Origin of the sequence: Micromonospora sp. NPDC000442 (assembly GCF_042898635.1) — a bacterium.
In the GTDB taxonomy this organism is placed as follows: Bacteria; Actinomycetota; Actinomycetes; order Mycobacteriales; family Micromonosporaceae; genus Micromonospora.
This window is the reverse complement of sequence record NZ_JBIAYZ010000008.1, coordinates 1-12,209: the sequence shown is the minus strand read 5'-3', so window position 1 is coordinate 12,209 and position 12,209 is coordinate 1. Positions and strand designations below refer to the sequence as shown.

The window sequence follows — 12,209 nt, the reverse complement described above, 5'->3', positions numbered from 1 at the left end:
AAATGGCCGGGTGAGCGCTCCACCGCCGTTGCGCCGGTCCCGTTGGCTCCGGCCGGTCATGCCCGGTTCTCGGGTCACCCGGCTGGAGCTGTTCTTCGACCTGATCTTCGTTTTCGCGTTCCTCAACGTGGCCGGGCTGGTGTCGGCCGAGGTGACCACGCAGGCCGTGCTGTCCGGCGTGGTCGTGCTGGCCATCGCCATCCCGCAGGCGTTTCTCAACCAACCCGACGACCTGACCGGTCCGGTGGTGTTCGCCGTCGCCTACCTGGTCCTGCGGGCCCTGACCCTGGCCGCGTTCCTGCACGCGCTCAGCGCCGCCGGCCGCAGCCATCGGCAACTCATGCTGATCAGCCTGCCGGCGGCGCTGGCGGCAGTGCTTGTCGGGCTGGCGGCCTCCGTGAGCCGGTGGGTGCCGGCGGAAGCCGTCCTCGACGTGCGCCTCGGGTTGTGGGCCGCCGCCCTGCTGGTCGAGTATTCGGTCGGTCTGTTCCTGCCGTACACCCGCTGGGCCGTCGCCTCGGCCGGGCACTGGGCGGAGCGGCATTCGCTGATCGTCATCATCGCCCTCGGCGAGGCGGTCATCTCCCTCGGACTCGGCCCGGGCCGGTTCGACCGGCTCGCCCTGACCGCCACGGTGATCACCGGGTCCGTGCTCGGCATCGCGTTGCTGGCGACGCTGTGGTGGCTGCACTTCGACACGCTGCTGCCGAGCGTCGAGCAGGCGATGCACGGCACCCGGGGCCCGGAGCGGATCACCCTCGCCCGGGACGTTTTCTCCTACCTGCACTTCGTCAGCATCGTCGGGATCGTGGGGATTGCCCTGGGGCTGAGGCTGGTGGTTGAGGCGGTCGCCATGCCCGAGGCCGAACCGCTGCCCTGGCCGGCCGTCACCACCCTGTACGGTGGCGTCGCCCTCTATCTGCTGGCGGGTGTGGCCGTCGCGGCGCGGACGTTTCGCCGGCTGCGGGCCACCACGCTGATCGCCGCAGTGGTCGTCGGTCTGCTGGCGGTGCCGGCGGCCGCGCCAACCCCTCTCGTCGCGCTGGCCTTGCTGGTGTCGGTCTGCGGTGGCCTCGTGGTGATCCAGCGGTTCAGCGCCGCCGACGCGCGGGCGCGGATCAAGGCGTCGGTCCATGCGGAGGAGCGGGCGGTCGAAATGGCGGCCAGCGAGTGGCGCCACCAGCATCTCTGACCCTGCGGCGGCGAACCACCGGCGTGCTCCCGTCGGCGACGAGCGCTGCCATTTCCCGTGGCCGGGCGCGAGGCGTTCGATGGGTGATTCGGTCGCGACCTCGCGGGTACCCGGTCGGGATGGGACGAGCACCCTCACCGGAGGACATCTACGGCAGCGCCCGCTCCGAAGGTGAACGGCGACTGTCCAGCAGCGCTCTGGAGCAGGCCTCCACCGGGTTCATCGCCGGGGTCACCATCGTGTTCGGCATCGTGGCGCTGGGCGTGGCCCGGGAACTGGCCGCACCCGACTTCGCTTCCGGCGTGGGGCAACTGGTCGGCGCGCTGGCCTTCGGTATCGGCCTGGTCTTCGTGGTGGTCGGACGCACCGAGTTGTTCACCGAGAACTTCTTCGATCCGGTCGCCGCCGCGGTGGCCCGTCGGCGGCTCGGCGCGCTGTGGCCGCTGGCCCGGTTGTGGCTGCTGGTGCTCGTCCTGAACTTCGTCGGCGGTGCGGTGATGGCCGCCGTGTTCACGGTACCCGGCACGCTGCCGGGCCGCGCCCACCACACCCTGGCCCTCGTCGCCGAGGAGATCGCCGCCAAGGACGGGCTGGCGACCTTCACCCGGGGCATCGCCGCCGGAACCCTGTTGACCCTGCTGTCCTACCTGCTGCATGCCGTCGGATCGGTGGGCAGTCGGATGCTCCTGGCCTACGTGGTGGGGTTCTTTCTTGCCCTTGGCCCGTTCGATCATGTCGTGGTCTCCGGGCTGCATCTGCTGTTCGGTATCTGGCTGGGTGCCTCCGTCTCCTACCTGGATCTCGGGCTCAACATCGTTCTCTCCGGTGCCGGAAACCTCCTGGGCGGCCTGCTCCTGATGACGCTGACCCATGCTGTCCAGGTCAAGGGCAGCGGCTGAGGTCGGTCAGCTGCTGCCCCAGGGCGTGGTCGGTTGCAGGACCGCCTGTTGCAGGGCGACGGTTCGCCACCTTGTGACCTGCTGATATTCGGGGTCGGCCACCATCCGGCTGAAGGCGGTCCGGCTCGGGTACCGCACCAGCAGCACCGCGTCCCACGCCTGGCCCTCCTCGGCGACCAGGGCCGGTCCACCGTCACCGGCGTAGAGCACCTCGCCGCCGTGGCGGGGCAGGAAGGTCTCGCGCAGCGCGGCGGCGTACCGCTCGTACGACTCCCGTCCACCGTCGGCGAAGCGCAGCAGGTTGAGCATCACCACAGGCGCCTCGGGGTCGGTGGCGAGGAACTTTTTCAGATCCCGACCGGTCGGGTCGACGGCCATGTTCGCGTCTCCTTCAGTTGAGGGTGGCGACATCAGACCACAGACCTCGGTGGCGGGAGAACCGCCTGGTGGCCTGGCCGAGGGTGCGCGGGTGTCAGGGCTGCCCGGGTGTGGCGGACCGGGCAGTTCCTGGTGGCGGAGGATGGACGGTGATGTCCTGGGTGACGGAGGCGACCCGGAGGCCGTTCTCGGTGAAGCGATCGAGCACTCGCCGGGTGACCTGGTCCTTGACCTGTCGGGCTGCGCGTACCGGCACCACGAACCGGGCGGACAGCTCGATCCAGTTGGGTGTGGCACGGATGAAGACCCGAGGATCCACCTCGGCGCCGGCGACCGGGTAGCGGTGGCGCATCTGCTCGATGGCGCGCTGCGCCTCGGCGGTGGAGGAGATGTGCTGTGCCTCTTCGCACAGGATGCGCTCCGCCAGGTGCCAGTCCGCCTCGTAGGGGACCGGCAGGGTCAGTTCCTCCCACAGATGGTCCAACACCATGCTGCTGTTGAACACCGGCGCGGTGAACACGAAACGGTTCGACAGGGACACCACGCGGCCGGTGTACTGGCGGCCGCGGATCCAGGACTCCGGGTCGGAAGAGGAGCCGCTCTCCAGGATCCGGGTACGTAGTGGGGTGATGTCCAGGACGTCGCCGCGTACGCCGCACATCTGGATGCGGTCACCGACGCGGAACTGCCGGCCGGTGAGGATGCTGACCCAGCCGGCGAATGCGCCCAGGACCTCCTGCAGGGCCAACGCGAGGCCGGCGGCGAGTAGACCGACGACCACGCCGATCCGGCCGGCGAACGGCCGCCACAGCAGCGCCAGCGCGAACAACAGCGCTACGACGGTCAGGTAGTGCACCGCCTTGCGGAGGTAGTAGCGGTTGGTGGTGTCCTTCACCTTCACTGTGGCCAGGCGACCAGCCAGGGCGGCGACGACGACAGCGAGCAGGGCCAGGACGAAGCTGGTCACGAGTCGACCGTTCACGCTGCTCGTATCCCACAGTATTTCCAGGAACCGCGCCATGGTGCTGCCCATCGTTCTCGGCGGCCGACCGATGTGTGTCCGTCGCGCCTTCACCTTAGGCAGCCGCCGACGGGGGATTCGCAGAATGCGCGACCCACCATCCGTGCCGGTGAGTGCGGCGTCAGTCGCTGTGGTCAGCTCCGTCGTGGATCTCGGCGTCCTCGGGCTCGACGATCGCTGGTGGCGGTGGCACGGGGGTCAGGGCAGCGGCGACCGGTGCCGGGCCGGTGACGCGTTGCCCATTGCCGAAGTCGAAGGTGACAGAGGCGTTCTGCCCGGAGCGGAGAGACTCGTTTAGATCGAGGAGTTGAAAGTACCGGCCGGCTTGTTCGTTGAACCGCACGAAGCTCAGCGGCGGGAGTTCGATCCGAGCGGGCCCGGTCGCTGGTTGCGGCGCCCCGCCCTGGGGCGCTCCGTCGGTAGAGAGGGATGCGTTCGGGCTGGCGGTGGTGGGGCGCGGAGAGGCTGCGTCCGACCGGGGAGGGATGGGTCGGTCAGCATCGACGATGACGACCTCGCGGGCGTCCTGCGTGGTGACGGTCACCGTGACCGGCCCCTTCGAGTCGTTGTAGATGACGGCGCTGAGCAACGCGTTCTCTCCGGCACGGTAGCCATCAGCGCCCGGAAACTCGATGAGCAGACCGCGAACCGCGTACTCGCCGTTGTCGGCCATGAGGTTGACACCCTGGATGGAGGGCTCCTTCTCGGCCGTCTCCGCGATCTGCCCCGCGCCGCATCCGCCGAGCAGCAACATGACCAGTGCCGTGCCGGGCAGCGACGCCCACCGGAGCGCTCTGGCCGGTCGCGTCACGGTGCCTCCTCGCGGTTCGCACTCCGTCTCGGTGCTCCGCGTTCCGTTCGCGACCGCGGCGACAAACCCAGCCTAATGCCGCTCGACCGTGCCGGTGCGCGGATCCAGGTGGATCGCCTACCGCCAGCCTCGCCGCGATCAGCCGGCCGATGGCGGCACCACCCGCCGGCATCCGGCGTGACCGGCCGGACCGGGATGGGCGTCAGGGGCGTTCCCAGAAGTCCGGACCAATGGGTTGGCGATAGTCGGAACTGGCGACGAAGAAGCCCTCGTCGTCGACCTCGATGGGCAGCTGTGGCAGCGGCCGGCTGGCGGGCCCGAAGACGGGTTGCGCGTTGTCGGTGATCAGGAACTGGGACTGATGGCACGGGCAGAGCAACCGGTTGGTCTGTTGCTCGTAGAGGCTGGCGGGGCAGCCAGCATGGGTGCAGATTTTGGAGTAGGCGATGAAGTCGCCCCACATCCAGTCCTGCTTGCCGGCCCGACGGTTGTTTTCCCGTGCGGCGAGGGCGTCCTCGGCGCGCAACCGGATGAGCAGCGTGACCGAGTCGGCGTACTGGTTGCTGACGCCGTGTGGGATGCCCGGGAACACGGTGACCTGGCTACCGGGTAGCAGGTCCAGCGGCCGGACGGGTCGCCGGTCTTCCCGAACGAGTCGGATCCTGGTGACGGCACCGTTGTCGTCGGCGGGGGCGAACCCGGTGCGGAACAGCTCCCGGTTGTCGTGCGGATCCCTGATGAGGCCGCCGACCAGGGGAGCGGCGACGGCCGCCCCGACCGGGATCAGGCCCGCGAGCAGGGACACCCCGAGCAGGGGGCGCCGCTTCACGCCCAGCTCGTCGGTCATGTACAACATGGTCTGGCCGGTGATGCGCCGATCGGCGGCGGGTACCGGCTCGTCGTGCCGGTCCTGGATCGACACCTCTTTCGGCAGCAGTCGCTTGCCCCAGATCAGGATGCCGAAACCCAGCGCGAGCAGCGCGACGCCGAGGGTCAGACCGAGCAGCGGGGTGTAGTACTCCTCGATGTCACCCACCAGTCGATACCGCCAGGGCCACCAGACGTAGACGATGAGGAAGGCCGTGGCGGACAGCCCGGTGACCAGGAAGAGAGCGGTCACGGTGCGGACCAGTCGCCGGTCGGCCTTGGAACCGGCGGCTACCTGCGGTTCGTAGTGGACGATCTCGATGTCATCGCGGCGCGCACCCTCGCGAACCACCTCGAAGCGAGCCAAACCGGGGTCGTTGACGTCCGTCGGCTCGCGGCCGTGTCGTTCGGTGCCGGTGTTCACGACTTACCCGCGATCCACAGGCTGGCGAACACCAGGGCGATGATGCCGACAAGGAAGATCGTCAATCCTTCGGTGGATGGGCCGTAGCGGCCGAGGTTGAAACCGCCCGGGTCGCGATCGTCCTGCACGACCTGCTGGATGTAGGCGATGATGTCGGCCTTCTGCTCAGGGGTCAGCTGACTGTCGCCGAACACCGGCATGTTCTGTGGACCGCTGAGCATCGCCGCGTAGATCGTCCGATCCGACGCCGGGTACAGACTCGGCGCGAACTTGCCGGAGGACAGGGCACCTCCGCCGCCGCCGAAGGCGTGACACTGCGAGCAGTTGATCCGGAACAATTCTCCGCCCCGGGCCAGATCGGCGTCGTCCAACTGTTCTTCGACGCTGTCTGGCACCACCGGGCCTCCGCCGATCTCCTGGATGTAAGCCGCCAGCTGACGGACTTCCTCGTCGCTGTACTGCGGTGGCTTGCGCAACGCCTGCGCCTCCTGCCGCGCCAGTGGCATCCGCCCGGTACCGACCTGAAACTCGACCGACGCCGCGCCCACCCCCACCAGGCTGGGCCCGCGCCCCTCGACACCACCGGCGTTGCGTCCGTGGCAGGTGATGCAACCGACGTTGAACAACGCCTCACCCAGCGCGGCGGCACCGCTGAACCGAGGCTCCTCCTGCGCTCGCGCGGCGGGCGCGAAGGTCGCGTACACCCCGCCGGCCAGCACCAACGCGGTCAACAGCCGGGCTGTGGCTCCGAGACGCCGACGAGCCCTGCTCATCGAACGTACGACAATCCGGCTGCTCGGCCTTTGCCGGCCGGATCGGCCCCGACGATCAGTCGCCACGCCGTCTCCTGTGTCCGAGGGTGAGCCGGGGCAGCGACGGACCTGCCGATCATCGTGCGAGCAGAACCGGCCCCACCGCAGACTAAGAAGTCAGCATCGGGTGTACGCCCGTTTCGGTCATCCCGTCCCTCCCAGGCGTTTCAGTACCGGTCGTTGAGGATCTCCTTCATCTGGTTGATCTCCTCCTGTTGTGACCGGACGATCTGTTCGCACAGTCGTACGATCTCGGGGTCGGTGATCTGGGACTCCTGGCACACGAGGATGGCCCGGGAGTGATGGGGGATCATGGACTTGAGGAAGGCTTCGTTGCCCACGAACGGCTCCGTACGCACGGCCGCGAATCCGCCCACGAAGAGCACGCCCAGCGCGATGTAGAGGGCGATGTTGAGACGTCGGACGGCGAACATCTGGTGCATGACGCCCATCATGATGAGCCCCATGGCGGCCACCATGATCAGCGACATGTAGAAATTGCTGAGGTTCAGGTAGAAATCCGACCAGCCGCGAATCTGGGACAGCGTCAGGACGAACATGACCGCCAGGCTGATCACCAGGACCAGCCCGAACCGGACGTAATTCTGCTTCACTTTCCCTCCGCCAGCCGGTTAGGAAGTTTCACCCACTATCTGCTGGTGAGCAACCATACGCGCTTACGGGCGGCCGGTCCGGCCGCCGGGCAAGCCGGACCGGACGGTCGACGGTCACGCCGGGCGGACCTGGGGCGACCGGATCCAGCGGTGATAGGCGGCGACGTCGACGTTCCCGCCGCAGACGATGATGGCGACGTGTCGGCTGGCGAAACGGTCAGGATCTTCGAGGATCGCGGCGACGCCGAGCGCGGCTGACGGTTCGGCGACCAGACCGGCCTGGTCGAGAAGCATCCGCATACCGGTGATGATCGAGGTTTCCTGGACGAGGATGGCGTCGTCGGCGACCAGGAGCAGGTCGTCCAGGACGGCCGGGATGGGTCGCCGGCCGGCGACTCCGTCGGCGATGGTGTTCATCGATTCGGTGGTCACGACCGCCCGCTGGTGCCAGGAGCGGGTCATTGCCGGTGCGCCCAGCGGCTGGACGCAGAGGACCTCGACATGGGGGGCCTGTTCCTTCAGGACGTGTCCCACGCCCGTGGCCAGCGCGCCACCGCCGAGCGCGATCAGCACAGCGTCGAAGGACGGCGCGGTGTCCACCAGTTCCAAGCCGATGGTGCCCGCGCCGTCGCAGGTCTCGATGTCCAGGCTGTCTTCCAGGAGCCGGATGCCGCGCTGCCGGGCGATGCCTGCCGCCCGGTCGCGGGCCAGTTCGTGGTCGCCGTCGACCAACTCCAGCGTGGCGCCCAGGGCCCGGATGCGATCGAGCTTGGCGACGGTCGCCTGGCGGGTGGCCACGACGGTGACGTCGAGTCCTCGACCGCGACCGGACCAGGCGAGGGCCTGGCCGAGGTTGCCCGCGCTGGCGCACACCACCGCGTGTTGTCCGTCGTCTGCGAGCTGGCTCGCGACCAGTTCGGTGCCGCGGGCCTTGAAGCTACGGACCGGGTTTGCTGTTTCGAGCTTGATGCTCACGGCACACCCGAGTTCGGGCTCCAGCGGCTCGCATCGGTACAGCGGAGTGTCGAGAAAGACCGGGTCGATGGTCCGGCGGGCCGCCCGGATCCGGGCGGTGTCCAATCGGGTCTTCGGCACGACCGATCAGCGTAGCGGCGGCCGGCCGCGTCAGACCGTCCTGACCCGGGTCCGGGTCGGTGACCAGCGGCGTCGCATGCTGCTGTTCGTCATCGCGCCGGACGATCCGATGCGGGTGGCGAAGCTGTGAATGGAGTCCGGTGCCTGGCCGCCGACGGTGAACTGCTCATGGAACGTACCGCTGGGCCGGTCCTGGACGCGGCAGTCGGCGACCGCCTGGCGGTCGCCGGACCCTCCGGCACGACGACGGAGGTGCGGATCTCCGGCACCGTGTACGACGCCGCGTTGGCCCCGGCCGGGCAGGAGAGCACCGGCTACGGCTACCTCACCCCGGCTGGGCTGGCTCGTCTCGGTTTCACCGCTTCGGCCGACGAGATGCGTATCGTCACGGCCGAACGGGACGAGACCACTGTGGCGGCGACCGCGACCGGCGTCGCGGAATGGCTGACCGCCCAGGGCCGCGAGGTGCACCTGATCCAGGCACCTCCGTACCAGCAGCACCACAGCCAGTCCGAAACGATCACCGGCATGTTTCTGGCCTTCGCCGTCGCGGCCCTGGTTCTCGCCGGAGTCCTGGTGGCGGCGACACTCGGCGCGATGCTGGCGGCACAGACCCGTCAGATCGGCATCATGAAGACCGTCGGCGCTACCACCGGCCAACTGCTGCGGGTCTACCTGGGGGCGGTTGCCGCGATCGCCGCGACCGCCACCGTGCTGGCTGTCGGTCCGGCACTGCTGGCCGCCGGCGGGGCGATGTTCACCAGCGGACTCAACAGTTCTGCCGCCTGGCGGAGCTGGGTCGACGACCGCATGGCCCGCCGTGCGTACGACGTGCAGCTGCGGCTCGCCGCACCGGCGTCGGTCGACACCATCACCAGGGCCGCGAGAGTCGACGACGGCGTGATCGCGGTCGAACCGTTCGTGTCACTACCGGCGACGCCGGCCAGCGCGGACGGACAGATCGAGGTGGAGCGCACCTACCCCGACGACGGACACGGCCGGTTCCTGCTCGCCGCGCTGCCCGTGCCCACCCGCAGGGTCGACTTCGAGGTCACCGCCGGTCGCTGGCTAAAGGCAGCCGACACCGACGGCGTCGTGCTGAACCAGAGCGCCGTATCGCGGCTCGGCGATCCGCGCGTCGGCGACGAGGTGCACCTGGCCGTTGACGGAGTGGTCGGGCGGCGGCGGCTCGTCGGCACCGTCGCGGAGGCCGGTGGACCCGCCACCGCGTACACGAGCCCGCAGAGCGTCACCCGGTTCGTCGACCCGGGGACCGCCAACATGCTGCACATCGTCACCGCCGGAGACACCGCGGCGGTCACCGGCGCGGTGGAAGGGGCGCTCACCAGCGCGGGGCTGGCGGTCGACGAGTCGATGCGCCCGAGGACCTGCGCACGGCGATCGACGAACACGTCGCCATCTTCATCGGTACCCTGCTCGCACTCGCCGCGCTGATGGCGGCCGTCGGCATCCTCGGGCTGGCGGCCACGATGAGATCACCGTCACCCAACGCACTCGCGAGTACGGCATCATGCAGGCCATCGGTGCCCGTCCCACCGTCATCCGCCGCATGGTCGTACTCGAAGGCACTGTCACCGGTCTGCTCGGCTCGCTCGTGGCCGTCGTCCTCGGAGTGCCGCTGTCCATCCTGGTGGGCGAACTGCTCGGCCGGATCTCCTTCGGGCTGCCGTTGCCGCTGCGACTCTCACCGGGCGGACTCGTCGGCTGGCTGCTGCTTTCCATCGTTGCAGCGGCCGCCGCGTCGCTGGTCGCGGCACACCGAGCGGCCCGGCTCACCGTCCGGGAGACCCTCAGCTACCAGTGAACCGGTGCGGGGCCGGCGGAGGCACTATCGTGCTGGCGTGCAGATCCGTTTCGATGTACCCGCCGATCCCGCCTATCCGGGCCGGGTGGCCGCTGCGCTCAGCGGTGCTCAGGCGCGGAGGTACCGCCTGATCGGCGCGGTGCTGGTAGCGGTCGGTGTGATCGGTTTTGTCGTCTCGCGGGGGTTCGGGTGGGGCGCGCAGACTCTGTCGGTGTGGATGACGCTGGGCCTGGGTGGTCTGCTGGCGATGCTGTACTGGCCGTGGCTGCGGTGGCGGGCCCGACGCCGCTCCAGTGGCTACGCCGTGGAGGGCGGCTACGACATCACCGAGGACAACATTATGATGCGCAGCGGCTCGGAGTCCGGCGGCATCGCCTGGGACGGGGTGACCCAGGTGAGGGCCACCCCTGAGTTCTGGATCGTGTACGTGGGGCGGATGCCGGCGACCGTGATCCCACGCCGGCTGATATCCGCCGAGGACGCGGAGACGCTGCGCGGCTTCCTGGCCGACCGTGGGCTGCTCCGCACCTGACCTGATCCGCGGTGAGGCGTGGGCGGCCGGGCCTGGAGGTCACCCGGGGCCTGCGGACACCCTCCGCACGCCCCGGGTGGGCTGAGCGCTGTCAGGTGGTGAGCACGACCGTGGAGATGCTGCGGGCGCCGACGTTGACGGAGACCTGTCCGCCGTTGACGGTGACCGGCTGACTGGCCGCGTTGGCGTTCTGCGAGGTGAGGTGGTGCTCGGCCCGGGATACGTTCTGCGGCACCTGGATCACCGCATTGTTGACCGCGCTGGCCGAGCGGTTCAGGATCACCAGCGTGGTCTTTCCGCCGCCGGTGTAGGCGGTCACCTCCAACGGTGAAGCCTTGGCGCTCTTGGTCAGGGCGACCCGCTGGTAGCCGGGGCGGACGTACTTGGCGTACTGCGAGAACGCGTATCCGCGCTTGAGTGGGGCACCGGCGCTGGTGCCGAAGGCCGCCTCGCCGTCGCCGATGAAGGAGTAGTAGCGCTTGCCGTACCACCACACGTAGGCGGACCAGTTGGACTCCATCGACCGGTGCACCGTACGCATGATGTCGTCGAGCGTCTCGTTCCAGACCGTCTGGTTGCTGGGGTTGCCCCAGATGTTGGAACCGTTGCCGTCGGCCTCGTGCAGGTTCCACTCGGTCATCCACACCGGCTTGTTGTGCTGGTCGGCCAGCGGGTAGGACCGCAGCCGGCCGGAGGCCTCGGTGCCGTACAGGTGGCCGCCGATGTAGCCGATGTTGTTGCGGGCGGTCGCGTCGTTGAGGGTCGGATCGGTGTAGGTGTAGGTGTAGGTGTAGGTGTAGGTGTAGTTGAGGTTTACCGCCTCGGTGACCATCAGCCTGGTGTTCTGTACCCGCGTCCCGTGGTCGCGTACGAAGTTGCGCAGTTCGGTGCCGCTCCAGTCCATCGAGTCGTAGTCCGGGTGCCAGTCCGGCTCGTTCTGCACCGAGGTGACGTCGATCGTGATGCCCTGGTTGCGCATGGACTGGACGTAGCTGTTCAGATGGTTCGCGTAGTCGTCGTAGTAGTCGGTCCTCAGCTTGCCGCCGTTGGTCCGGCTGTTGTTCGTCTTCCACGCCGCCGGTGCGGTCCACGGCGAGGCGAGGATCTTCACATCGGATCCGTACGACTTGGCTGTCCGCAGGACGTTCACGTGGACCGGCCACTCACCGGATTCCGGTGAGATGCCGGTACGGACGATCGACAGGCCCAGTTGGTTGGGGCCCAACCCGACCAGCGTCTGGGCCTCGGCCGTCGACCAGGTGCCGTTGCCCCAGATCGAGGTCGCGGCCCCGAATCCGTCGATCGTCTGGTACCGGGTGGCGCTGTTGACCGTGATGTCCGCCGGCCCGGTCGGGGGTGGGGTGGTGGGCGACGGCGGTGGGGTGGTTGGCGGGGTGGTGGTGGGTGGGGTGGTGGGGGTGACGCCGCCGGTGCAGGCCACGCCGTTGAGGGTGAAGCTGGTGGGGGCGGGGTTGCTGCTGGTCCAGGAGCCGTTGAAGCCGAATGAGGTGGTGCCGTTGGTGGGGATGCTGCCGTTGTAGCTGACGTTCCTGGCGGTGACGGCGGCGCCGTTCTGGGTCAGGGTGGTGTTCCATGACTGCGTGATGGTCTGCCCGGCACCGAACGACCACGTCAACGTCCAACTGGTCAACGGGTCACCGAGGTTGGTGATGGCGACGTTGGCGCCGAAGCCTCCCGGCCACTGGGAGGACACCGCGTAGTTCACCGAACAACCCGCC

At 68.8% G+C, this 12,209-nt stretch carries 14 protein-coding genes; 6 read left to right on the top strand and 8 right to left on the bottom strand.

The annotated features are described in order from the left end of the window. The first annotated feature begins 10 nt into the window (after positions 1 to 10). Together ACFY2A_RS14685 and ACFY2A_RS14680 are read left to right on the top strand one after the other, a co-directional pair. Complete coding sequence (locus tag ACFY2A_RS14685; protein ID WP_387171806.1) at positions 11 to 1,192, top strand: low temperature requirement protein A; 1,182 nt, start codon at positions 11 to 13, stop codon at positions 1,190 to 1,192. 119 nt (positions 1,193 to 1,311) lie between these two features. Then, positions 1,312 to 2,091 carry a formate/nitrite transporter family protein gene (locus tag ACFY2A_RS14680; RefSeq protein ID WP_387171804.1) on the top strand — a complete coding sequence of 260 codons (780 nt, stop codon included), beginning with the start codon at positions 1,312 to 1,314 and terminating at the stop codon, positions 2,089 to 2,091. 6 nt (positions 2,092 to 2,097) lie between these two features. On the opposite strand, the gene ACFY2A_RS14675 is transcribed toward ACFY2A_RS14680, so the two are convergent. From ACFY2A_RS14675 to ACFY2A_RS14645, 7 genes are all read right to left on the bottom strand, one after another. Then, a complete protein-coding gene (locus ACFY2A_RS14675; RefSeq protein WP_387171802.1) occupies positions 2,098 to 2,469 on the bottom strand; it encodes a DUF1330 domain-containing protein in 372 nt (123 codons plus the stop codon). Between the two features lie 94 nt (positions 2,470 to 2,563). Beyond that, on the bottom strand, positions 2,564 to 3,436 hold the full coding sequence (locus tag ACFY2A_RS14670) for a mechanosensitive ion channel family protein (protein WP_387171800.1): 873 nt from the start codon (positions 3,434 to 3,436) through the stop codon (positions 2,564 to 2,566). A gap of 175 nt (positions 3,437 to 3,611) precedes the next feature. After that, positions 3,612 to 4,301, bottom strand: coding sequence for a hypothetical protein (locus tag ACFY2A_RS14665; protein ID WP_387171798.1), 690 nt, complete (start codon positions 4,299 to 4,301; stop codon positions 3,612 to 3,614). 202 nt (positions 4,302 to 4,503) lie between these two features. Next, the gene (locus ACFY2A_RS14660) at positions 4,504 to 5,592 is read right to left on the bottom strand and encodes a ubiquinol-cytochrome c reductase iron-sulfur subunit (RefSeq protein ID WP_387171796.1); all 1,089 of its coding nucleotides are present in this window, start codon (positions 5,590 to 5,592) and stop codon (positions 4,504 to 4,506) included. Then, the gene (locus ACFY2A_RS14655) at positions 5,589 to 6,365 is read right to left on the bottom strand and encodes a c-type cytochrome (protein ID WP_387171794.1); all 777 of its coding nucleotides are present in this window, start codon (positions 6,363 to 6,365) and stop codon (positions 5,589 to 5,591) included. Before ACFY2A_RS14655 ends, ACFY2A_RS14660 begins: the two co-directional genes overlap by 4 nt. 206 nt (positions 6,366 to 6,571) lie before the next feature. Further along, entirely contained in the window at positions 6,572 to 7,018 is a 447-nt protein-coding gene (locus tag ACFY2A_RS14650) for a DUF305 domain-containing protein (protein ID WP_387171792.1), read from the bottom strand. A 114-nt stretch (positions 7,019 to 7,132) separates the two neighbouring features. After that, positions 7,133 to 8,113, bottom strand: coding sequence for a threonine/serine dehydratase (locus tag ACFY2A_RS14645; RefSeq protein ID WP_387171790.1), 981 nt, complete (start codon positions 8,111 to 8,113; stop codon positions 7,133 to 7,135). On the opposite strand from ACFY2A_RS14645, the gene ACFY2A_RS14640 reads away from it, so the two are divergent. The 4 genes from ACFY2A_RS14640 to ACFY2A_RS14625 all read left to right on the top strand — a co-directional run bounded on the left by ACFY2A_RS14640 (position 8,091) and on the right by ACFY2A_RS14625 (position 10,470). Further along, positions 8,091 to 8,243 (top strand): hypothetical protein, encoded by a 153-nt coding sequence (locus tag ACFY2A_RS14640; RefSeq protein WP_387171789.1) that lies wholly within the window; start codon positions 8,091 to 8,093, stop codon positions 8,241 to 8,243. The genes ACFY2A_RS14645 and ACFY2A_RS14640 overlap by 23 nt on opposite strands. 38 nt (positions 8,244 to 8,281) lie before the next feature. Then, complete coding sequence (locus tag ACFY2A_RS14635; protein ID WP_387171787.1) at positions 8,282 to 9,568, top strand: FtsX-like permease family protein; 1,287 nt, start codon at positions 8,282 to 8,284, stop codon at positions 9,566 to 9,568. Positions 9,569 to 9,644: 76 nt separating this feature from the next. Further along, positions 9,645 to 9,938: an FtsX-like permease family protein gene (locus ACFY2A_RS14630; RefSeq protein WP_387171785.1), complete on the top strand. Its 294-nt coding sequence runs from the start codon at positions 9,645 to 9,647 to the stop codon at positions 9,936 to 9,938. A 37-nt stretch (positions 9,939 to 9,975) separates the two neighbouring features. Then, complete coding sequence (locus ACFY2A_RS14625; RefSeq protein WP_387171783.1) at positions 9,976 to 10,470, top strand: YcxB family protein; 495 nt, start codon at positions 9,976 to 9,978, stop codon at positions 10,468 to 10,470. 91 nt (positions 10,471 to 10,561) lie between these two features. Here ACFY2A_RS14625 and ACFY2A_RS14620 read toward each other — a convergent pair. Beyond that, on the bottom strand, positions 10,562 to 12,209 hold a 1,648-nt coding region (locus tag ACFY2A_RS14620), incomplete at its 5' end, for a cellulose binding domain-containing protein (protein WP_387171781.1).